The 19,127-nt window shown below is 72.1% G+C and carries 24 protein-coding genes; 8 read left to right on the forward strand and 16 right to left on the reverse strand.

Annotated features, from left to right (window positions below; genetic code table 11):
- Positions 1-62: 62 nt before the first annotated feature.
- The gene (locus tag IEX84_RS01885) at positions 63-443 is read left to right on the forward strand and encodes a tautomerase family protein (RefSeq protein ID WP_188869276.1); all 381 of its coding nucleotides are present in this window, start codon (positions 63-65) and stop codon (positions 441-443) included.
- On the opposite strand, the gene IEX84_RS01890 is transcribed toward IEX84_RS01885, so the two are convergent.
- The 6 genes from IEX84_RS01890 to IEX84_RS01915 form a co-directional block, all read right to left on the reverse strand.
- Positions 444-920, reverse strand: a complete 477-nt coding sequence (locus tag IEX84_RS01890; RefSeq protein WP_188869277.1) for a hypothetical protein — start codon at positions 918-920, stop codon at positions 444-446.
- Between the two features lie 48 nt (positions 921-968).
- Positions 969-1,520 (reverse strand): metal-dependent hydrolase, encoded by a 552-nt coding sequence (locus tag IEX84_RS01895; RefSeq protein WP_209590274.1) that lies wholly within the window; start codon positions 1,518-1,520, stop codon positions 969-971.
- A gap of 36 nt (positions 1,521-1,556) precedes the next feature.
- The gene (gene cofH, locus IEX84_RS01900) at positions 1,557-2,909 is read right to left on the reverse strand and encodes a 7,8-didemethyl-8-hydroxy-5-deazariboflavin synthase subunit CofH (protein ID WP_188869279.1); all 1,353 of its coding nucleotides are present in this window, start codon (positions 2,907-2,909) and stop codon (positions 1,557-1,559) included.
- A gap of 78 nt (positions 2,910-2,987) precedes the next feature.
- Positions 2,988-3,326 carry a hypothetical protein gene (locus tag IEX84_RS01905; protein WP_188869280.1) on the reverse strand — a complete coding sequence of 113 codons (339 nt, stop codon included), beginning with the start codon at positions 3,324-3,326 and terminating at the stop codon, positions 2,988-2,990.
- A 51-nt stretch (positions 3,327-3,377) separates the two neighbouring features.
- Positions 3,378-3,692 (reverse strand): hypothetical protein, encoded by a 315-nt coding sequence (locus IEX84_RS01910; protein WP_188869281.1) that lies wholly within the window; start codon positions 3,690-3,692, stop codon positions 3,378-3,380.
- 492 nt (positions 3,693-4,184) lie between these two features.
- Positions 4,185-4,838: a bifunctional 4-hydroxy-2-oxoglutarate aldolase/2-dehydro-3-deoxy-phosphogluconate aldolase gene (locus IEX84_RS01915; RefSeq protein WP_188869282.1), complete on the reverse strand. Its 654-nt coding sequence runs from the start codon at positions 4,836-4,838 to the stop codon at positions 4,185-4,187.
- A 137-nt stretch (positions 4,839-4,975) separates the two neighbouring features.
- Between IEX84_RS01915 and IEX84_RS01920 the strand changes: the two genes are divergently transcribed.
- Positions 4,976-6,010 carry a phosphoribosylaminoimidazolesuccinocarboxamide synthase gene (locus IEX84_RS01920; RefSeq protein WP_188869283.1) on the forward strand — a complete coding sequence of 345 codons (1,035 nt, stop codon included), beginning with the start codon at positions 4,976-4,978 and terminating at the stop codon, positions 6,008-6,010.
- On the opposite strand, the gene IEX84_RS01925 is transcribed toward IEX84_RS01920, so the two are convergent.
- The gene (locus tag IEX84_RS01925) at positions 6,007-6,243 is read right to left on the reverse strand and encodes a hypothetical protein (protein WP_188869284.1); all 237 of its coding nucleotides are present in this window, start codon (positions 6,241-6,243) and stop codon (positions 6,007-6,009) included. The genes IEX84_RS01920 and IEX84_RS01925 overlap by 4 nt on opposite strands.
- 117 nt (positions 6,244-6,360) lie before the next feature.
- Here IEX84_RS01925 and IEX84_RS01930 point away from each other — a divergent pair, with 117 nt between their 5' ends.
- The 3 genes from IEX84_RS01930 to purQ all read left to right on the forward strand — a co-directional run bounded on the left by IEX84_RS01930 (position 6,361) and on the right by purQ (position 8,187).
- Positions 6,361-7,179: a DUF3891 family protein gene (locus IEX84_RS01930; RefSeq protein WP_188869285.1), complete on the forward strand. Its 819-nt coding sequence runs from the start codon at positions 6,361-6,363 to the stop codon at positions 7,177-7,179.
- Positions 7,180-7,264: 85 nt separating this feature from the next.
- Complete coding sequence (gene purS / locus IEX84_RS01935) at positions 7,265-7,519, forward strand: phosphoribosylformylglycinamidine synthase subunit PurS (RefSeq protein WP_188869286.1); 255 nt, start codon at positions 7,265-7,267, stop codon at positions 7,517-7,519.
- Complete coding sequence (gene purQ / locus IEX84_RS01940) at positions 7,516-8,187, forward strand: phosphoribosylformylglycinamidine synthase I (RefSeq protein ID WP_188869287.1); 672 nt, start codon at positions 7,516-7,518, stop codon at positions 8,185-8,187. Before purS ends, purQ begins: the two co-directional genes overlap by 4 nt.
- Before the next feature lie 470 nt (positions 8,188-8,657).
- Here the strand turns inward: purQ and IEX84_RS01945 are convergent, their stop codons facing one another.
- Positions 8,658-9,737: an archaeosine biosynthesis radical SAM protein RaSEA gene (locus IEX84_RS01945; protein WP_188869288.1), complete on the reverse strand. Its 1,080-nt coding sequence runs from the start codon at positions 9,735-9,737 to the stop codon at positions 8,658-8,660.
- Positions 9,738-9,833: 96 nt separating this feature from the next.
- Between IEX84_RS01945 and IEX84_RS01950 the strand changes: the two genes are divergently transcribed.
- Positions 9,834-10,415, forward strand: a complete 582-nt coding sequence (locus IEX84_RS01950) for a CoxG family protein (RefSeq protein ID WP_188869289.1) — start codon at positions 9,834-9,836, stop codon at positions 10,413-10,415.
- A gap of 119 nt (positions 10,416-10,534) precedes the next feature.
- Here the strand turns inward: IEX84_RS01950 and IEX84_RS01955 are convergent, their stop codons facing one another.
- The 3 genes from IEX84_RS01955 to IEX84_RS01965 are packed head-to-tail and all read right to left on the reverse strand — an operon-like array spanning position 10,535 to position 11,924.
- Positions 10,535-10,903, reverse strand: coding sequence for a VanZ family protein (locus tag IEX84_RS01955; protein WP_188869290.1), 369 nt, complete (start codon positions 10,901-10,903; stop codon positions 10,535-10,537).
- A complete protein-coding gene (locus IEX84_RS01960; RefSeq protein ID WP_188869291.1) occupies positions 10,900-11,253 on the reverse strand; it encodes an AzlD domain-containing protein in 354 nt (117 codons plus the stop codon). Before IEX84_RS01960 ends, IEX84_RS01955 begins: the two co-directional genes overlap by 4 nt.
- Positions 11,250-11,924 carry an AzlC family ABC transporter permease gene (locus IEX84_RS01965; RefSeq protein ID WP_188869292.1) on the reverse strand — a complete coding sequence of 225 codons (675 nt, stop codon included), beginning with the start codon at positions 11,922-11,924 and terminating at the stop codon, positions 11,250-11,252. Before IEX84_RS01965 ends, IEX84_RS01960 begins: the two co-directional genes overlap by 4 nt.
- A 130-nt stretch (positions 11,925-12,054) precedes the next feature.
- Between IEX84_RS01965 and IEX84_RS01970 the strand changes: the two genes are divergently transcribed.
- Together IEX84_RS01970 and IEX84_RS01975 are read left to right on the forward strand one after the other, a co-directional pair.
- On the forward strand, positions 12,055-12,570 hold the full coding sequence (locus IEX84_RS01970) for a cation:proton antiporter regulatory subunit (RefSeq protein WP_188869293.1): 516 nt from the start codon (positions 12,055-12,057) through the stop codon (positions 12,568-12,570).
- 1 nt (position 12,571) lies between these two features.
- Positions 12,572-13,747, forward strand: coding sequence for a cation:proton antiporter (locus IEX84_RS01975; protein WP_188869294.1), 1,176 nt, complete (start codon positions 12,572-12,574; stop codon positions 13,745-13,747).
- A 16-nt stretch (positions 13,748-13,763) separates the two neighbouring features.
- Here the strand turns inward: IEX84_RS01975 and IEX84_RS01980 are convergent, their stop codons facing one another.
- From IEX84_RS01980 to IEX84_RS02000, 5 genes are all read right to left on the reverse strand, one after another.
- Positions 13,764-14,105, reverse strand: a complete 342-nt coding sequence (locus IEX84_RS01980; RefSeq protein ID WP_188869295.1) for a hypothetical protein — start codon at positions 14,103-14,105, stop codon at positions 13,764-13,766.
- Positions 14,106-14,109: 4 nt separating this feature from the next.
- Positions 14,110-15,870 (reverse strand): archaeosine synthase subunit alpha, encoded by a 1,761-nt coding sequence (arcS, locus tag IEX84_RS01985; RefSeq protein ID WP_188869296.1) that lies wholly within the window; start codon positions 15,868-15,870, stop codon positions 14,110-14,112.
- Positions 15,871-16,039: 169 nt separating this feature from the next.
- Positions 16,040-17,536 (reverse strand): tRNA guanosine(15) transglycosylase TgtA, encoded by a 1,497-nt coding sequence (gene tgtA, locus IEX84_RS01990; protein ID WP_188869297.1) that lies wholly within the window; start codon positions 17,534-17,536, stop codon positions 16,040-16,042.
- A 162-nt stretch (positions 17,537-17,698) separates the two neighbouring features.
- Complete coding sequence (locus IEX84_RS01995) at positions 17,699-18,256, reverse strand: NUDIX hydrolase (RefSeq protein ID WP_188869298.1); 558 nt, start codon at positions 18,254-18,256, stop codon at positions 17,699-17,701.
- 117 nt (positions 18,257-18,373) lie between these two features.
- Entirely contained in the window at positions 18,374-19,126 is a 753-nt protein-coding gene (locus tag IEX84_RS02000) for a hypothetical protein (protein ID WP_229732286.1), read from the reverse strand.
- Position 19,127: the final 1 nt, after the last annotated feature.

Genomic DNA, 19,127 nt, shown 5'->3' on the forward strand with positions numbered 1-19,127 from the left:
CACTTCCTCGCCGCCTTCGGTCCCCCGCGGTTTTACGACGACGGCGACCCGAGGAGTCGCGTATGCCGCTGTTGCAGTTCGACACGACGCTGTCGCTCGACGGCGCGGAGACGGAGGCGTTCGCGGCGTTCGTCCGCGAGACGTACGCCGACGTGATGCGGACGGGGACGTCTCACGTCGCGGTGACGGTTCGGACACACGGGGACGCCGCGCTCTCGCTCGGCCGCGACGTCGAGGGGCCGCTGCTCTTCTTGGACGCCGAGATACGGCGCGGGCGCGACGACGGGACAAAACGCGAGTTCGCGCTCGCGGTGATGGAGCACGCTCGCGGGACCTTCGGGGTGCCAGAGGAGAACCTGAAGGTCGTCTTCACCGAGCACGACGGGCCGTCGATGATGGGGTACGACCGCGTCGGCGGCGAGTGGTCGCCCGACGAGGCCTGACTACTCGCGGGCCCACTGGGGGGCGCGGGCGATCTCCTGCTCCGAGAACTCGTCGAGGATTTCGAGGACGTCGTGGACGAAGTCCGTGATGACGGGCGCGCGCGACGGGTCGAGTTCGACGAGCGTCCCGCGCCGGCGGTCCTGCACGAAGTGGACGAGGAGCGCGTCGTCGAAGGCGTGGAGCGAGCAGTAGAGCGAGCCGAACTCGTGGAAGCGCTCCTGAATCGGCCGCCCGAGGTCGCGCAAGCGGAGGTCCTCGACGAGGTCGTGGAGTTCGGCCTCCGTATAGGACGTCCCGACGTCCTCGTCGGCGGCGACGGCGATGGTGTGCGCGTCGTAGTGGACGACGCGCCGGAGGTCGGCGCCGAGCGTCTCGCGGAGGTAGTCGAGCAGTTCGCTCGGGAGGGGGATTGCGTCGCCGTCCGCCCCGTACGTCTCGACGTCGCGCGGCCCGTCGTCCGACTCGTCGTGGTCCATGCCCGAACACGTCGCAGGCGAGGTACATATAGCCCGGGCCGGCCCCGCTCACTCGACCAGCCACGGCGCGAGGTCGGGGAGGCGCTTGCGGAGCGCCGTGTAGGCGACCGAGACCGGGAGCGTCGCCGCGGCGAGCGTCCGGACGTGGCCGTCGGCGGCGAGGAGGACGACGCAGACACAGACGCCACAGAGCGCGAGGTCCTCGGGCGCGCCGTCCCATCGAATCCAGTGGCGCGGGTGGAGCCAGCGCCGCCCGAGGCGACAGTAGACCCCGCGGTGGTCGTCGCTGAGCCACGGTCGCGGGGCGAGACCGCCGCCGAAGGCGTCCGCGACCGAGTGGAGCGCGGCGGCCCCGACGAACGCCGCGACACAGGCGGTGAGCGCGAGCGGGCGGAGGACTGCGAGGCCGGCGAGCGGGAGCGCGCAGAGCGCGTAGTAGTCGGGGTAGTGGAGGGTGCGGCGGTGCTCGCCGACGAGCAGGTCCAGGTCGGGGAAGACGCCCCCGCAGAAGGCGGCGAGCGCGGCGACGCCCGCGAGGCGCGGGGAGAGCGGGAGGAGCGCGACGAGCGCGGCCCCCATCGCCGCGTGCGTCGTGACCATCACGGCCGGGACCTCGCGTGGAACACGTCTCGCGGGCTAGTCGAGGAGCGGCGTGCCGTCGGCCTCGGGGCCGAGTCGGGGGCCGAAGACGTCCGCGTCGGTGTCGATCCGACGGCGCTCCGTGTAGTCGGTGGTGCGCTCGACCGGCGGGCGACCGATGGCCGTGAGCATCTCGACGTAGTCGCGGAAGGAGCGGAACTCGCCGTACTGGCCGCCCGCGCGCTTCGTTATCTCCTCCGAGAGGATGGTGCCCATGAAGTCGTCCGCGCCGCAGTTGAGGAGTTTGAGGCCGAACTCGTCGCCGTACTTCACCCACGAGGACTGGATGTGCTCGACGTTGTCGAGGAAGAGGCGCGCGACGGCGATGAGGAGTTCGTCCTCGGCCTTCGAGGCCCCCGACTCGACGACGCCGTGTTCGTGGAGCGGGGTGTCCTGGTGGATGAAGGAGAGCGGGACGAACTCCGTGATGTTCCCGGTCCTGTCCTGGAGGTCGCGGATGACCTTCAGGTGCTCGACGCGGTGGGCCTCGTTCTCGACGTGGCCGTACATCATCGTGGACGTCATCGGCAACCCCACCTCGGCGGCGGCCGCCATCGAGTCAACCCACTCCTGGGTGGTTATCTTCCCCGGGCAGATGACGTCGCGCACCTCGTCGACGAGGATTTCGGCGGCGGTCCCGGGCACCGTCTTCAGGCCGACGTCCGCGAGTTCGCGGTAGACGTCCGCGTACCCCCAGTCCGCGCCGCGCTGGGCGTGGTCGACCTCCTCGGGCGTCATCGAGTGGACGTGCGCGCCCGTCTCCGCCATCGCCGCGATCTGCTCGCGGTACGTCGTCGGGTCGGTCTCGTAGGCCTCCGGGGGTTTGTAGTTGAGTTCGGGGTCGTCGGGGTCGAGGAGTTCGCGGTGCTCCTCGTTCAGACCGAACGCAGGATGCAGCCCGGAGACGGACGTGACCTCGTAGACGCCGCGCTCGACGGCGTCCGCGACGACGTCACGGGACTCGGCGGGCGTCTTCGTGAAGCCGCCGTGGTCCTGCTGGTACTCCGTCTCGAACTGGTGGGCGGTGTCCTTGAAGTTGCAGAAGAGACAGCCGGTGTTGCACGCCGTCGTGACGTTGTTGTTGACGTTGGCGATGAACGTCACCTCCTCGCCGACGACCTCCGCGCGGCGGCGGTCCGCGGCCTCCAGGACGAGCTCCTTCCGGCGCGGGTCGAGCCCCTCGACGTCGGTGCCGGTCGTGATGAGCTCGATGCCGTCGTCGACGGTGAGGCGAACGCCGTCGCGGGCCTTCGAGAGCGCGTTCTCGAAGGACTGGTCGGTCTCGGGGACGACGTCGAAGCCGAACTCGTCGGCGTCGAGGTCCGCCGCCCGGTCGTCAATCCAAGACATACAACTCGGTTTCGCGTCCACGTGCAAAAGCGGGCGGGTCCCGTCAGGTGAGCGGGGGAATCGGTGACGGACGACGCTTCACGCGAGCCGCGTCGAACGGCCCGTGACGCGCTCGTAGAGGAGGGAAACGACGGACGCGACGCCCGCGAGCGCGAACAGCGCGTCGAAGAGCGAGAGCCCCTCCGCGGCGAGGCCGTATACGCCGACGACCCCGAGCCCGACGGTGAGCAGGCGGTCGTGTTCGGGAATCCGCTCGCGGACGGGGACGAAAATCCCCGTGAGGGCGACGAGGGCGAGCGGGACGTAGGACAGCGATTCGAGGAGCGGCAGCGAGCCGAAGGCGTAGACCCCGACGGCGCCGGCGGCGATCAGCGCGTACGCGGCGCTTCGGTAGTCGAACGAGTCGCGGAGGGCCATGGCCGGCGGGACGCGAGGCGCGAGCAAAAGGGTTCGGTGCGGGACGCGGCGTCACGCCCGCGAGAGGAGGAGTTCGAGGAGCGCGACGCCGCCCGCGACGGCGCAGACGATCCCGTCGAGACGCCACACGCCCATCGCCGCGAGCCGGACGACGCCGTAGACGCCGACGGAGATGGCGGCGAGCCGGTCGTACACCGGGACGGCGTCGCGGAGCACGCGCGGAACACCGACGCCGAAGACCACCGCGACGAGGACGTACGCGCCGGTCAACGCGTCGTGCGTGGCGAGCGCCGCGAGGGCCGCACAGCCGAGCGCGACACACGCCGTGACCGGGCTCCAGCGGTCGAAATAATGAGCAAGTGACACACGCCACCGGACAACACAATACGGCAAAAAAGTACGCGTCGGCTTACACGTCGAGTCGGGCGAACCACACCACGGCGTCGCCCTCCCGTTCGCGTCCTCTCGGGCCCTCGCTCGCCAGCGCTCACTCGGCCCCGCGCCCTGCTCGCGTTCTCGTCGTTCTCCCTCGCTCGCTACCGCTCTCTCTCCGAACGACGCCCTGCTCACGCCTCACTATCGCTCAGCGTTCGCGTCTTCGCGGACCCTCGCTCGCCAGCGCTCACTCGGCCCCGCGCCCTGCTCGCGGGTCGTCCCTCCCCGCTCGCGTCCTCGTCGTTCTCACTCGCTCGCTATCGCTCTCTCTCCGAACGACGCCCTGCTCACGCCTCACTATCGCTCAGCGTTCGCGTCTTCGCGGGCCCTCGCTCGCCAGCACTCACTCGGCCCCGCGCCCTGCTCGCGGGTCGTCCCTCCCCGCTCGCGTCCTCGTCGTTCTCACTCGCTCGCTACGCTCCCTCACTCCGAACGACGCCCTGCTTCCACTTCCGCGACGAGCTCTTCGGCGTTGGCCGTGATGACCTCGAAGTCGCCGCGCTCGATGGCGTCCTCGTCGATGAGCGAGCCACCGGCACCGACGGCGACCGCGCCCGCCTCGATGTACGCCCGGGCGTTGTCGGGGCCGACGCCGCCCGTCGGAACGATGTCGAGCTGGCCGAGCGGGCCCTTCAGCGCCGAGACGTGCGCGGGCCCGACGCTCTTCGCTGGGAAGACCTTCACCGCGCTCGCGCCGGCCTCGATGGCCGAGACCGCCTCGGTGGGCGTCATGATGCCCGGGAAGGAGGCGACACCGTAGCGGTTGCAGGTCTCGATGACCTCCTCGTGGAGCGACGGCGAAACGACGAACTCCGAGCCGGCGCGGAGGGCGGCGTTCGCCGTCTCCTCGTCGACGACGGTCCCCGCGCCGACGTGGACCTCGGTGTCCGCGAAGTGGTCGGCGAGCGCGTCGATCCCCTCGATTGCGCCCGGCGAATCCGCCGTGACCTCGATGGTCGTGACGCCGCCCGCGCGGAGCGCCTCGCCCGTCTCGATCAGCGTCTCCGGTTCGAGGCCGCGCATCACGGCGACGACGCCGCACTCCGTGAGCGCCGACAGCGTCGGGTCTGCTACCATATCCGACCGTGGCGCGCGCCGGGGCATAAAGACGGGTGGAACGCCGACAGCACGGACGTGCATACCTCGGTGTCGAGAGGAGAGGGAGTGGGCACGTCGATGGAAACCCCTTAGTCCCCGGGCGACGCAGGACGCGTATGACGAGCGTCAAGGACCTCCGCGTCGCGGACGCCCCGACGCGGGAGGCACCGGGCCGCGGTCGGTTCGCGTTCACCGACGACTACAGCGTCTTCGACTGGGGGAAGATGCCCGACCAGATTCCGCAGAAGGGCGCGGCGCTCTGCACGATGGGCGCGTACAACTTCGAGTCCCTCGAAGCCGCGGGCGTCCCCACGCACTACCGGGGCGTCGTGGACGGCGGCGACGCCGACCGCGTCGTCGACCTCGATAGCGCGGGCACGGCCCCGACCGAGATGGCCATCGACCTCGTGCAGGTGCCCGACCTCCCCTTCGTCGACGGCGACTACGACTACGACTACGACGCCTTCCACGCCGAGGCGGGGGCGAACTACGTGGTGCCCCTCGAAATCGTCTTCCGCAACACCGTCCCCGTCGGCTCCAGCCTCCGCTCGCGCGGCACGCCCGAGGAGTACGGCCTCGACGTCGCCGAGTGGCCGGCCGAACCCGTCACGCTCGCCGACCCCGTCGTCGAGTTCTCGACGAAGTTCGAGGAACAGGACCGCTACGTCGACGACGCCGAGGCCGACCGAATCGCGGGCGACGCCGCCGTCGCCGACCTCGAATCGCTCGCCCGGCGCGTCAACGACGTCGTCACCGAGCGCGCCGAGGCCGCCGGCTTCGAGCATCAGGACGGGAAAATCGAGTGCGCGGTGGTCGACGGCGAGCTCGTCGTCGCGGACGTCGTCGGGACGTTCGACGAGAACCGCTTCGCCTACCGCGGCCAGCAGGTCTCGAAGGAGGTCGTCCGGCAGTTCTACAAGAGCTACGACCCGACGTGGGTCGAGGCCGTGAGCGAGGCGAAGGCCGAGGCCGACCGGCGCGGCGTCGCCGACTGGCGCGAGCTCTGCGGGGCGTCGCCCGACCACCTCCCCGAGGACGTCGTCGAGACGGTCTCGGACCTCTATCGCGCGGGGACGAACGCCTACACCGATACCGAGTGGTTCGACGCGCCCGACATCGAGGCGGCCGTCGACGCCGTTCGGGACCTCTAGCGCTCGTTCTCTCCAGTCATCGTCACGGGGTCGTCGACGTCGACGGCCTCGGTGTCGTCGCGGCCCAGCAGGACGAGAACACCGTAGACGCACGCGCCGACGACGCCCGAGAGCGCGACGGCGAGGAACCAGAACGGGCCGTTTCGCTCGTGCGTCGCGGCGTGCGCGCCGCAGGCGAGTCCGAGGACGCCCCAGAGCAACGACACGAGCACGAGTACGCCGTCCGCGGCCATAACTAGTGGTACCGAGGCGCGCACGTAGCCGTTGGGGCCGCTTAGGGCAGCGGGGTCGTCCGGTCGGCGAGCCCCCGGCGGGCTACCTCTTTGTAGCACCGGCGCGTTGCGTCACCCATGATCGTCACCGAGGCCGGCGAGCGCTACCGGTTCGTCACCCAACCCGACCACGCGGCGCTCTCCGGGCGCTTCGCGCGCCACTGGGGCGGCGAGGCGGTCGTCGTCCCCGACCCGCGCCTCCCGTTCGTCGTCGCCGCGGAGACCCACGACCAGGGGTGGAGCGACTACGACTGCCGGCCGCGCCTCGACGGCGAGGGCGACCCGGTGGACTTCGTCGCGGTCGACGGAGACGACTGGACCGACTTCTACGCGCGCGGCGTCGACGTCGCCGCCGACGTCCACCCATACGCGGGCCTGCTCGTCTCGCTACACGCCGCCGGCCTCCGCCGCGGCGGCTACGGCGTCCGCACCGAGATCCTCGACCTGAGCGACGAGGAGCCGTACGCGTCGTTCGTCGACGACCAGGAGGCCAGACAGGACGCGTTCGCGGCGGAGTGCGACCTCCCCGAGCGCGACCGCGACGTGCTCGACGCCCTCCACGCCGAGGGAACGGCCCCCGCGGGCGCGGTCCGCAGCGACCTCTGGAAACACTACCTCCTCCTGCAGGCCCTCGACTCCCTCTCGCTCTACACCTGCCACAACGCCCGCTTCGAGCCGGCGGAACTCGGGCCCGTCCCGGTCGGGGGCGACGACACGACGACGCTCGACGTGACCCCCGTCGGCCCCGCGACGCTCCGCCTCGACCCCTACCCCTTCGACGTCGCCGCGCTCTCCGCGACCGTCCCGCGGCGCGTCGTCCCGAACGACGCCGACGACCTCGTGAGCGCCTACTACGACGCCGACGTCCGGCGCTTCGAGGTGACGTTCGTCGCGTGAGTGGCCGCCGACGCGGGCCGCACGAACGTGCAACATCCCCGCATTTTCAGAAGTCTTTTTGACCACGGTCACGCACTCACGGGCGATGAGCGCCTACACCGCGACGGTGACCGTCCGACTCAAGCGCGGCGTCCTCGACCCCGAGGCCGAGACCACGAAGCGCGCCCTCGAACGCCTCGGTTTCGAGCTAGAGGCGCTGCGCTCGACCGACCGCTTCGAGGTCGACCTCGACGCCGCGGACGCGGACGCCGCGGCCGAGCGCGCCGAGGAGATGGCCGAGCGCCTGCTCGCCAACCCGACGATCCACGACTACGACGTGGACGTCGCCGAACGCGAATGATCTCCGTCGTCCGCTTCGGCGGGTCGAACTGCGACCGCGACGCCGCCCGCGCCCTCGACGCCATCGGCGTCGAGGCCGAAATCGTCTGGCACGAGGACGGCCTCCCCGCGGACACGGACGGCGTCGTCATCCCCGGCGGCTTCTCCTACGGCGACTACCTCCGCGCGGGCGCGATGGCGGCGCGCTCGCCCGTCATGGACGACGTCCGCGACGCCGCCGAGTCGGGGACGCCCGTCCTCGGCGTCTGCAACGGCGCGCAGATCGGCTGCGAGGGCGGCCTGACGCCCGGCGCGTTCACGACGAACCGCTCCGCGCGCTTCCAGTGCGAGCACGTCAACCTCCGCGTCGAGAACGCCGAGACGCCGTGGACCCGCGCCTACGACGCCGGCGAGGTCCTCACGATCCCCATCGCGCACGGCGAGGGCCGCTTCGAGATCCCCGACGACGAGCTGGCGACGCTCGAAGACGAGGACCGGATCCTCTTCCGGTACTGCGACGCCGACGGGAACGTCACGGACGACGCGAACCCGAACGGCTCGAAGGGCAACGTCGCGGGCATCGTCGGCGACGCCGAGACGGTCGCCGTGATGATGCCCCACCCCGAGCGCGCCGCGCTCCCGCTCCTCGGCGGGACGGACGGGCGGGGCGTGTTGGAAGCGTTCGCGTAACTGGTAGAGTCAGTTACGCGAGCACGGCGGACGCTGTCCGCCGGAGTTCGCCTGAGCGGGCGCGACGGCGAACGAGGGAACGTCGTTGCGACGGCGACCGTGGGACCGATCGCGGTGAGGACCGCGAGGAGGCCGCCGTCGCCGTAGTAGCCGACGACGACGGCGAACGCGAGCGCGAGGGCGGCGGTGGCGAACGGGAGGTCGCCGAAGACGTAGAACGCGGCGTCGCGGAGCCAGAAGAAGTGGAGCGGCACGGCGGCGACGGTGGCGACGAGAGCAGCGAGCGCGCACTCCGGGCGGGCCGCGGGGTCGCCGAGGAGGGCGCGACGGGCGTGCATGGCCGTGAGAGCGGGGGGACGCGGATACGGCTTGGGGCCGCGTCGCGGCGTCGCGGTGCGTCGCGGCCTCGGAGCGGGGCACCGCGTTGCCCGTTCGTACGTCACGGTGCGTCGCGTCGCCCAGAGCCGCGTTTATTCGGCGAGCGGGAGGTTGTAGCTCGTCTCGCGTTCGAGGACGACCTCGTGGGTCGCCTCGCACTCGCAGGACACCTCGTCGAACACGGAGGGATCCTGTCGGAGGTCGAAGTCCTTGATGGCCTCGTAGACGAGGTCGTCGCACTCGCCGCAGTTGTGCGGGCCGCGGTCGGAGCCGTTCCCGACGGGATCGGAGACGACGATGACGTCCTCGTCGGCGGTGTCCTCCAGGACCTCGGCGACGGACCAGAGCCACGGCGGGCGGTACCCCCCGCGGAAGTGGAGTTGGTCGACCATCGTGTAGCGCTGGACGTTCGTGGGGTTCATCGAGACGGTGTGACAGCCCTCGACGGCCGCACAGCGCGCGATGGAGTCCTTCATGTCGGCGACGGCCTCGGACTCGGAGAGGAAGGGCGGCTTCATCAGGAGGTAGGCCTTGATGCCCGCGCCGACGGAGCGCGCCTCACGAGCCGCGTCCTCGAAGTCCGCGAAGTCGAAGTACTTGTTCACGCAGTCGTGGCGCACGCGGTCGGTCGCGGTCTCCAGGCCGACGGCGACGTCGGTTTCGAGGCCGACGTCCGTGAAGTCGGAGACGCGCTCGGCCTCCACGAAGTCCGGGAGGCTCTCGACGACGATGCGCTCGCGGTCGGCGAAGACGTCCGCGATGGCCTGGCGGGTCTCCGCGGGCACCTCGCGTTCGTCGAGGAACGACCCGGAAGTGTAGATCTTCACGAGCCCCGATTCGTCGTCGGCCTCCTCGGCCTCGTGGTCGAGGCAGGCCTGGATCTGGTCCATGAGGGCGTCGTGGCCGACGCTCCCGCCCTCGACGGATTCGGCGACGTAGCCGCACATGGTGCAGCCGCCGGCGCGCGCCCACCGGCAGCCGCCGGTGTTGAGGATGATGGTGAGGCTCTGGTAGACGCCGTCGGGCGTGTTGTCCTCGTCGAGCCAGACGCGCGTCGGCTCGTGGGGGTCGTACTCCTTGTTCCCCTTCTCGGCGCGGAGTTCGCGCATCACCTGGTTGTGCGCGTCCATCCCGCGCCCCTGCTCGTACACTTCGGGGGACGGCTTGCTCATTACCACGTAGAAGCCCGGGCGCGCGTAAAACCCCCGCGGTCGGCCGGGGTTCGGGACGGCGACAACGCTTACGCGGGCGGCGGGCGACCCTCGGGTATGTCCGAGTCGATGCCGACAGCGGTGACGGTCGAACACGAGTTCGCGGCCGCCCCCGGGCCCGTCTGGGTCGCGCTCTCCGATCCGGTGACGACGCGCGAGTGTCTCCCGGGGTGTACGGCGCTCGAACCCGCGGACGGCCGCGACCTCCCCGCGGGGTCGCTCGCGCACCTGCTCGCCGCGGACGACGCGACGCGCGACGCGCGGACGGTCACGCCCGGCGAACGCTACGACGCGGCGGTCGGCGCGGCCGTCGCCGGGGTCGGCGTCGACATCGACGTGGACGTGGCGGTCACGGAGCGCGACTACCCGGACATGGCCATCGAGGGCGACATCGGCGGCGACGCCGTCGACGCGGCGATGGACGCGACCCTCACCCTCGAAGAGCGCGAGGCGGGCTGTGTCGTGACGTGGCGCGCCGAGGCGGACGTAGAGGGACGACTCGCCACGTACGGCCGGCGCGCCGTCGAGTCGACGGTCGCGCGCGTCGCCAGCGACTTCTTCGAGGCGGTCGAGGAACGCCTCGCGGCCCGCGACGGCCCCGAGAACGAGCGGGCGGTGAAGGACCCGGATTGGGGGTAGCGTGGTGCCGAGCGATAGCGAGGCACCACGGAGAACGAACGCCGAACGCCAGAGAGGCGTGAGTAGCGTCGGCCCCGAAAGGGGCGACGATGAAGCGAACGCCCCACTCTCCCAAGCCGTCACGGGCGTTCGAACACACGGCGGAGGCGGACGGCGAGCGCGCCGAGGCACGCGCCGGCGGCGTCGGCGGCGAAGTCGAGGAGCGAGGGGTCCCGGCCGGGGACGAACGCCTGTGCGAGTTCGACGCCGCCGCCGTAGAGCGACGCGAGGACGGCGAGCGCGAGGAGCGCGCGGGTGTCGTCGCGGCGGAGGGCCCACGCGCCGGCGACGACGAGCGCCGCGCACCCCGCGGCGTGCAGGAGTTTGTCCCACGGGAGGCCGCCGGTCGCGGGCGCGCCCGCGCCGGGGAGGAGGGCGGCGACGGCGAACGCGAGCGCGAGTGCGACCGGGGCGAGGAGGGCGCGGGGGCGGGGGCGAGGCCGGTTCACGCGACCCCCGCGAGCGGGAGGCCGAATCGAATCGTCCAGAGGACGGCCATCCCGACGGCGATGGTGGCGAGGACGTTCTCGGTGTAGTAGGCGACGCCGGCGGCGACGACGCCCGCGACGACCTTCTCCTGGGCGAGCGTGGCGGCGACGGTGGCGTGGAGCGTCACGACGTCGGGGACGACGAGGGCGGCGAGGACGGCGGCGGGGACGAACGCGAGCGCGCGCTCCGCCCAGTCGGGGACGCCGCCGACGCGTCCGAGGAGGCCGATGAAGGAGAAGCGGACGAGGAACGTCGGGACGGCGATGGCGGCGATGAGCGCCCACGTCGTGAGGGCGTCGTACGTCGTCATCGTCGCCACCCCGCGACGACGAACCCGGTGAGGATGCCGGCGAGCGCGCCGACGAGCAGGCCGGCGTTGAACGGCCAGCCCGCACCGTAGACGGCGATGGCGGCGGCGACGACCGCCGCGGCGGCGTGCGGGACGCCCTCGATGGTGGGGACGAGGAGGGCGAGGAAGACGAGCGGCACGGCGAAGTCGAGCCCCCACGACGGCGGGACGTCCGCGCCGACGAGCACGCCGGTGGCGATGGCGAGTTGCCAGACGACCCAGAGCGCGCCCGCGACGCCGACGTAGTACCAGCGGGGGTCGACGTCGCGCTCGCGGTAGGTGGCGAGGGAGATGGCGTAGGCCTCGTCGATGAGGAGGAAGGCGAGGAGTGCGCGCCAGCGGGCGGCGTACTCCTCGAAGTAGGGCGCGATGGACGCGGAGTAGACGCCCATTCGGAGGTTGACGGCGACGGCGGTGGCGACGACGGCGAGGAAGGCGCTGCCCTGCTCGACGAGGGAGAGCGCGGCGAGCTGGGACGCGCCGGCGAAGACGAACGCGGAGAGCCCGAGCGATTGAGCGAGCGTCAGGCCGGCGTCGGCGGACGCGACGCCGGTGACGAGACCGAAGGGGACGATGCCGAGGAGCATCGGGACGGCGTCGCGGGCCCCGCTGACGAACGCGTCACGTTCCATACGTGTCGCTCGGCGGTCGGCGGGGTAAACTCCATCGAACCGGCCGCAGGCGCGGCGTTCCGAGGGCGCGGACGGGCGAGGGCACGCCGATTCGATGGGTTTCTTGACCGGCCCGGGCGTGGGGGCGCGCATGGTCATCCACGAGGTCGACGTCCCGGGCGTCGGCAAACAGTACGAGGTGCCGGCGGGCGGGGAGACGCGCTTCGTCGTCATCGTCCACCACGACGGCCGCCGGGAGGTCTACCGGCGGGAGGGCCCCGACGCGGACGCGGAGAAGCTCTTCGACCTCGACGCGGCGGCGGCGCGCGAGGCCGCGAGCGTCCTGCAGGCGGCCGACTTCCAGCCGCTCGACCTCGACGACGTCGACGTCCCGCTCGGCGACGCGATCATGGAGTGGGTGGAGGTGCCCGCCGACTCCCCGGTCGCGGGCGAGACGCTGTCCGACGCGGGCATCCGGGCGGAGACGGGGGCGACCGTCGCGGCCGTCCAGCGCGGCGCGGAGACGCTCGCCAACCCGGGCGCGGACACCGTCCTCGAACCCGGCGACATCCTCGTCGCCATCGGCTCGCGCGACGAGCAGAAGGCCCTCCAGTCGCTCGTCGCCGCGGGCGAGGGCGGGAGCGACGACGGGAGCGAGACGGCGTAGGATGGCGGGCGTCCTCTTCGAGACCGGGGTCGCGTTCCTCGCGCTCGCGCTCGCCGGCGCGCTCGCCCACCGCCTCGGGCAGTCCGTCATCCCCGCGTACATCCTCGCGGGCGTCGCCGTCGGCCCGTACGTCCCGACGGAGGTCGCGGGCGTCTCGCTCGCGCTCGTGACCCACGGGGAGTTCGTCACCACCGCCGCCGAACTCGGCATCGTCCTCCTGTTGTTCTTCCTCGGGCTGGAGTTCGACATCGGCTACCTCCTCTCGAAGGGCCGCGAGCTCGCGCTCCTCGGCGGCGTCGACTTCCTCGTCAACGGAGCGGTCGGCGTCGCGCTCGCGTACGCCTTCGGTCTCGGCCCGCTCGGCGCGGTGTTCGTCGTCGGCATCGTCTTCGTCTCCTCCAGCGCCATCGTCACGAAGTCGCTGACGGACGCCGGCTGGCTCGCGAACCCCGAGAGCCGCACGATCCTCGGGACGCTCGTCGTCGAGGACATCATCGTCGCCGTCTACCTCGCCGTGCTCGCCGCAATCGTCGGCGGCGGCACGCTCCGCGGCGCGGCGCTCAGCGTCGCCGGCTCCTTTTGCTTCCTCGCCGTCCTCGCCCTCGTTGCCTACTACGGAAGCGACCACGTCGAGCGCGCCTTCGACGTCGGCCCGGACGAGCTCTTCGTCCTCCGTGTCGTCGGCGTCGCCGTCGCGGTCGGCGCGCTCGCGCTCTCCGTCGGCGTCAGCGAGGCGGTCGCCGCCTTCTTCGTCGGCACCGCGTTCAGCACGACGGAGCTCGTCGAGCGCATCGAGCACCTCGTGATGCCGCTGCGCGACGTCTTCGCCGCCGTTTTCTTCTTCGCCATCGGCCTCGACACCGACCTCCGCGTCGTCGCGGGCGTCGCGCTCCTCGTCGCGGTCGGCGCGCTCGCCACGACCGCGAGCAAACTCGCCAGCGGCTACGCGGGCGGGCGACTCACCGGCCTCGACGCCCGGCGCTCCGCGCGCGTCGGCATCGGGCTCCTCGCGCGCGGGGAGTTCTCGCTCATCGTGGCGACGCTGGCCGCGGCGAGCGTCGTCCCCGCCATCAACGAAGTCGTCCCGCCGTTCGCCGTCGGCTACGTGCTCGTCATGAGCATCCTCGGAACGCTCGCCATCGCCCACGAGGGCGTCCTCACCTCGCGGCTCGCGTAGCGCGCAGCGTCCGAGCTCAGCGGCCGAGGACGACCGCCGTTCGCACGTCGAGCGCCGTCTCGAACTCCGCGAGGCGGTCCGCGCGGTCGCCCGCGAGCAAGAGGGTGGCCTCGTGGGCGCGTTCGACCGCCGTCGTCTCCGTCTCGTCGAACCCCAGCGCCTCGCCCGTCCGCTCCCAGAAGGCCGCGTCCGCGAACAGGACGACCCCGTCCGTCGCCGTGATCGCGCACTCGTACCGGCGTTCGAGCGCGCGCTCCTTCCCGCGGAAGTAGTCCGCGACGCGCCCGAGGAGCGCGTCGAGCGTCGCGGGGTCGACGTCCGCGCCCTCGCACGCGGCCGCCGGGATCGGGTGCGTCATCGCGTCACGTCTCCTCGCTGTGTCGGACGTCGACGACGACGCCGCGCGTCGCGTCCGCCATCGCCGACCCGTGGACGGTCGCGCGCCCCACCGCGAACGCCGCGGGGCCCTCAACGACGACCTCGTCGCCCGGCCGAATCGCGTCGTCCGCCTCGACGACGCCCGGCGCGAGGACGTTCCCGCGCGGGACGAACGAGTCGATCTCGACGCGCTTCGTCGGCACGTCGCTCGCCGCCCACTTTCGCGCGCCCGCGAGCGAGAGCGAGAGCGTGCCGTACTGCGGGACGAGCGCCGCGAGCTGCTCGCCGTCGCCGTCGAGCGCCTGCAGTTTCGGATAGCGGCCCTGCAACTCGAAGTCGTCCGGGGCGAAGAGGACGTCGCCCGCGCCCTCGCCGAACTGGTAGTCCGCGACGGCGCGGAGCGTGGCGGCCTCGCGTTCTTGCACCCAAATCTGGTCCTCGCCCTGGAGGGCGGCGTTCAGTTCGCCGAGGGACTCGTCCGTCGTCGGGTGGTCCTCGACGGTGTACGTGACGGGGATGTCGCGTCCCGCGGTCGCGCGCTCGACTATCTCCCGGTAGCCCTCGTCGGGGACGTGCGCGACGATGCGCGGGTAGTCCGTCCGGTCGAGGTAGCGTTCGAGGACCGACGTCACGAAGTCGAGTTCGTTCTCCGTCCACCGGCCCGTCACGACCGAGTCGTAGTGCTGGGCGGGGTAGGTGAGTTCGAGTTCGGTCGGGACGACGCCGATGGGCGAGGTCATCGAGACGACGTGGCCGCGGTAGCTCGCGGCGTCCTGGAACTGCCGGTGGCTCTGGGAGTCCGAGTAGGGTTTGCGCGCCGAGCAGGGCACGAGGAGGAGGGGATAGTCGTCGAGGCGCGGCGTGTAGCGCGCGGTGACGCGCTCGGCGAAGCGCTGTATCTCGACGCGCCGGAGGGTGTCCTCGCTCGCCGCGAGGAGGAGGCTGTCGCGCTCGACTGGCGTCCGCTCCTCGACGTACCCCCACTGCTGGTCGAACTCGCGGAAGGCCGCGGTCGTCCACGCCTCGTGGCGCGCCTGGCCCTCGACGTAGTCGCGGAGGCGGCCCTGTCGGATGCGCCCGCGGACCCGCGCGAGTTCGGCCTCGAGGGCGTTGACGTTGTGCTCGACGCAGTCCTCGCGGTCGAACTCGGCGAGCGGCTGTTGGCACGCCGGGCACGCACAGGGGAGTTCGTCGAGGTCGGCGAGGTCGTGCTCGCCCTCCGTCGTGAGGTAGCGCCCCTGCGTCCCGCGGACGACCGCGCGGTCGCCGTCCACGAGGTCGACGCCCGCGGAGACGAGCGTGGCGACGTTCGACGGCGTGGCGACCCCGGAGAGGTAGAGCGCGGTGTCGTCCGGGACGGCCTCGCGGACGTCGATGACGGCGTCGCGGAACGAGCTCGCGTGGCCGACGAACCCCGGCGCGCCCGAGACGACGTAGACGTCCGCGCCGTGGTTCGCCGCGGTGTCGGGCGAGACGACGGCACCGCTCGGGTAGTCGACGTCGGGATGCTCGACCGCGAAGGACTCCTGGACCTCCGCTGCGGTCCCGCGCGGGAACCCCCGGTGGGGGAGGATGGTCACCCGCGACTCGTCGCCCTCGGGGACCTCGCGCTCCGCGTTCCAGAGGCTCCCCGCGTCCGTCACGACGTCGTCCGCCAGACACGGCGTCGTGACGGGGTCGGCGAGGCGCAACTCGCCGATGCGGGCCGCCGCGTCCCGGCGATGGACTTCGAAGTAGTCGGTCATTGGCGAACGTCGGGGTCGAACCGAGAAGGGTCTTGCCTTAGCGCGCCGGCGGGACGGGACGCCGGGTGCGGCGGGGTGGCGGAACGGCAGGTGCGCGTCGGGTGCGACGGGTGCGGCGGGGTGGCGGAACGGCAGGTGCGCGTCGGGGACAACGGGTGCGGCGGGCCCCTCAGGTCTCGTCGCCGTCGGGACCCGTCAGTCGGTCCTCGCCGAGGTCGAGTGTCTCGACGCGCGGCGGGACGTAGTCGAGGGCGTCCGCCGGCCACGACTCGTGGGCGAGCGTGAAGTCGGCGTCCGGGTGTTCGCCGGCGAGGCGCGCGACGCCCTTCGCGGCCGCCTCGTACCCCTCGCGGTCCATGTTCGACGGCGTCTCCGCGGTGAGCGGGTAGACCTCGGAGAGCGCGGCGGGATACGGGCCGAACGGCGCTTTCACGCGCCAGCACTCGTCGTAGCCGTCGTGGCGCGGCCCCTCCGAGAGGAGGACGTGGCCCTCGGGGGAGAGGCGCGCGAGGCGCTCGCGGTGGCGCAGGACCTCGGGGCGGCGCGCGGACTCCGCGGAGGCGTAGAAGAAGGCGTCCTTGCTCGCGGGGTCGCTCGCCTCGTACTGCGCGGCGTGGTCGAGGAGGGCGCGATAGCCGTCGAGCGTCCGCGGGTGGGCGTGCGCGCGCGCCTCGACGAGTTCGAGCAGGTCGCCGTCGCGGACCGCCTGCTTCACCCGGCGGAGTTCGGTGAACGAGACGTGGAGGTTGTGCTCGGCGAGCAGTTCCTCGCGGGCCGCGTCCGGCATCCGACGCACCTCCTCGGGGGTGTGTTCGGTGCAGATCGGGCAGGCGCAGGGGAAGTGGTGGAGGTCCGCGAGCTGCTCGGTGCCGTGGACGGTGAGGTAGCGGTCGTCGCGGGCGTAGAGGGCGTACGCCGCGGAGTCGAAGAGGTCGCATCCCAGCGCGACGGCGAGCGCGAACATCATCGGGTGGCCCGCGCCGAAGAGGTGGACGGGCGCGTCGGCGCCGAGGCCGCGTTTCGCGCCCGCGACGGCGCGCGCAACGTCGTCGTAGCGATAGTCGTTCATCATCGGCACCGCCGCGCCGACCGGGAAGACGTCGAGGTCCGTCGCGTAGGCGTGCGCGCCCGCCTCCTCGCGGAGGTCGGGGTACGTCGAGCCCTGCACGGGCGCGTTCACGAGCATGTCGCCGACGTCTACCGTCTCCGCGAGTTCGAGGCGCTCCTGGGTGGTTCGGAGTTCGTCCGCCGCGCGCTCTCGGTCCACGTCGGGTGGCGTCGGGATGTCCACGGGCGTCCCGATGTCGCTCCCGATGTCGTGTTGGAAGCGCAGTATTTCCTCCGTGTCCGTGTCGATTTCGCCGTACTCGGAGAGCTGGAAGGAGCCCGAGTCCGTCATGATCGCGCCGTCGAAGCCGAGCAGGTCGTGGAGACCCTCCTCGCGGGCGCGCGCCGCGAGGTCGTCGTCGCGCTTGATGATGTAGGAGTTCGTGATGAGGATTTCCGCGCCGAACTCGTCGAAGCGGGCGGGGTCGACCGTTATCACGTTCGGGTTGACGACGGGGAGGAGCGCGGGCGTCTCCACGGTCACGTCCGCCCGCGGGACGTGCAGGTCGCCGACGCGGCCGCCGGCGTCCTGCGCGCGAATCTCGAAGACGTCTCTCATTAGTGGTGATGGACGGAGCGCGTCACTAAGGGTTGCGTTCGGCGGAGGCCTCGCGCGCCGGACGGCACGGGTGACGACGCGACGCGCGCCCGGACGCTGCGGGGGCGACGAGTCGGACGACGACGACGACGCGAGACACGCCTCGCGCGTCGCGAGGACCGCCTACGCCTCGAAGGCCTCGTAGTAGAGGAGGGCGAGCGCGGTGCGCCCGTCCCGACACGCCCCCTCCCGGACGGCGTCGCGGAGCGCGTCGGGCGTCGTCTCCGCGACGCGGATGCTCTCGTTGAAGTCGAGGTCGCGTTCGCCCGTCGGCGTACACCCCTCGGCGACGAAGAGGTGGTGGACGGCGTTCGAGATGCCGTTGGCGGGCTCGACGGTCGTCAGCGCGTGGAGGCTGTCGGCCTCGTAGCCCGTCTCCTCTTCGAGTTCGCGGCGCGCCGCGGCCGTGAGGTCGGCGTCGTCGGTCTCGACGCCGCCCGCGGGGAGCCCGCGGTTGACGCGTTTGACCGCCTGTCGCCACTCCTCGATGACGACGACGTCGCCGTCGGGCGTGAAGGGGAGGACGACGACCGCGGGGTCGTCGTCGAGGTAGTCGTAGTCGCTCTCGGTGCCGTCCGGGAGGACGACCTCGTCGCGGACGATGTCGAACCCCGGGCAGGTGTAGGCGACGTCGCTCGCCGTCGTCTCCCACGCGAGCGCGTCGTCGGCGTCCTCGGGCATACGGGGGCAGTCGGCGGCCGGCCCCCTCGCCGTTTCGGTTCCGCGTCGCTCGCACGGACCCCGAACGACGGTCGCACGTCTCCCCGCACGACGGCGGCACACGCCGCCCCGCACACCTCAGAGTTCGACGCCGTCGAGGGCGTCGCCGAGTTCGTCGACCTCGGCGTTGAACGCCTCGACGAAGCCCCGGAAGCCGGGCGCGTACGTGCGGACGTCGCCGGGCGACGGCGGCGCGTACTGCGAGACGAGGTAGACGCCGCCCTCGCCGCCCGCGCGGACGTAGCTCGCCCGGTCGGCCTCGCGTTTGAGCTCCCAGCGCGTCCCCTCGACCGTCGCCGCGAACGTCCCGTACTCCGTGGGTTCGACGCGGTGGAGTTCGGCCGCCATCCGGTCGGCGGCCTCGCGCATCCGCGAGACGAGGCGGTCGCGCTCCGCGGCGACGTCGCCCGTCGAGGCGACGTCCGGGACGGTCTCGGGGACGCCGTCGAGGACGCCGCCGAGCGAGTCCACGTAGTCCGCGAAGGCGGCGACGAACGCCTCGTAGTGGTCCATCGCCGCCGCGAGGTCGGGAATCTCGGGGTCGGTCTTCGTCGAGACGACGTAGACGTCGAGGCCGGCGCGCCCCTCGAAGCGGAGGAAGTCGAGGTCGCCCGCCTCGTACTTCAGCGTCCACTCGCCGCCCTCGACGCGGAAGGTCCGCCGGCCGTAGTCGCCGCCCTGGAGGCGCGCGAGTTCGCGCGCGAGGCGACCGGCGTGCTCGCGGACGCGCGCGACGACGCGGTCGCGCTCCGCGGCGGCCGCGTCCGCCGTCGGCACCGGGACCGCGACGCGCTCGGCGTCCGTCTCCGTCTCCGTGTCCGTCTCCGTCATG

The organism is Halarchaeum rubridurum, from assembly GCF_014647115.1.
GTDB classification, from domain to species: domain Archaea; phylum Halobacteriota; class Halobacteria; order Halobacteriales; family Halobacteriaceae; genus Halarchaeum; species Halarchaeum rubridurum.

Excerpts from the sequence above, each read along its gene's own strand:
- IEX84_RS01890 (WP_188869277.1), bottom strand. The coding sequence starts at position 920 with ATGGACCACGACGAGTCGGACGACGGGCCGCGCGACGTCGAGACGTAC.
- IEX84_RS01995 (WP_188869298.1), bottom strand. The coding sequence starts at position 18,256 with ATGCCCGAGGACGCCGACGACGCGCTCGCGTGGGAGACGACGGCGAGC.
- IEX84_RS01925 (WP_188869284.1), bottom strand. The coding sequence starts at position 6,243 with ATGGCCGCGGACGGCGTACTCGTGCTCGTGTCGTTGCTCTGGGGCGTC.
- IEX84_RS02000 (WP_229732286.1), bottom strand. The coding sequence starts at position 19,126 with ATGACGGAGACGGACACGGAGACGGAGACGGACGCCGAGCGCGTCGCG.
- IEX84_RS01980 (WP_188869295.1), bottom strand. The coding sequence starts at position 14,105 with ATGACGCACCCGATCCCGGCGGCCGCGTGCGAGGGCGCGGACGTCGAC.
- IEX84_RS01905 (WP_188869280.1), bottom strand. The coding sequence starts at position 3,326 with ATGGCCCTCCGCGACTCGTTCGACTACCGAAGCGCCGCGTACGCGCTG.
- IEX84_RS01920 (WP_188869283.1), top strand. The coding sequence starts at position 4,976 with ATGACGAGCGTCAAGGACCTCCGCGTCGCGGACGCCCCGACGCGGGAG.
- IEX84_RS01945 (WP_188869288.1), bottom strand. The coding sequence starts at position 9,737 with ATGAGCAAGCCGTCCCCCGAAGTGTACGAGCAGGGGCGCGGGATGGAC.
- purQ (WP_188869287.1), top strand. The coding sequence starts at position 7,516 with ATGATCTCCGTCGTCCGCTTCGGCGGGTCGAACTGCGACCGCGACGCC.
- tgtA (WP_188869297.1), bottom strand. The coding sequence starts at position 17,536 with ATGAGAGACGTCTTCGAGATTCGCGCGCAGGACGCCGGCGGCCGCGTC.
- arcS (WP_188869296.1), bottom strand. The coding sequence starts at position 15,870 with ATGACCGACTACTTCGAAGTCCATCGCCGGGACGCGGCGGCCCGCATC.
- IEX84_RS01915 (WP_188869282.1), bottom strand. The coding sequence starts at position 4,838 with ATGGTAGCAGACCCGACGCTGTCGGCGCTCACGGAGTGCGGCGTCGTC.
- purS (WP_188869286.1), top strand. The coding sequence starts at position 7,265 with ATGAGCGCCTACACCGCGACGGTGACCGTCCGACTCAAGCGCGGCGTC.
- IEX84_RS01970 (WP_188869293.1), top strand. The coding sequence starts at position 12,055 with ATGGTCATCCACGAGGTCGACGTCCCGGGCGTCGGCAAACAGTACGAG.
- IEX84_RS01895 (WP_209590274.1), bottom strand. The coding sequence starts at position 1,520 with ATGGTCACGACGCACGCGGCGATGGGGGCCGCGCTCGTCGCGCTCCTC.
- IEX84_RS01975 (WP_188869294.1), top strand. The coding sequence starts at position 12,572 with ATGGCGGGCGTCCTCTTCGAGACCGGGGTCGCGTTCCTCGCGCTCGCG.
- cofH (WP_188869279.1), bottom strand. The coding sequence starts at position 2,909 with ATGTCTTGGATTGACGACCGGGCGGCGGACCTCGACGCCGACGAGTTC.
- IEX84_RS01930 (WP_188869285.1), top strand. The coding sequence starts at position 6,361 with ATGATCGTCACCGAGGCCGGCGAGCGCTACCGGTTCGTCACCCAACCC.
- IEX84_RS01950 (WP_188869289.1), top strand. The coding sequence starts at position 9,834 with ATGTCCGAGTCGATGCCGACAGCGGTGACGGTCGAACACGAGTTCGCG.
- IEX84_RS01885 (WP_188869276.1), top strand. The coding sequence starts at position 63 with ATGCCGCTGTTGCAGTTCGACACGACGCTGTCGCTCGACGGCGCGGAG.
- IEX84_RS01960 (WP_188869291.1), bottom strand. The coding sequence starts at position 11,253 with ATGACGACGTACGACGCCCTCACGACGTGGGCGCTCATCGCCGCCATC.
- IEX84_RS01965 (WP_188869292.1), bottom strand. The coding sequence starts at position 11,924 with ATGGAACGTGACGCGTTCGTCAGCGGGGCCCGCGACGCCGTCCCGATG.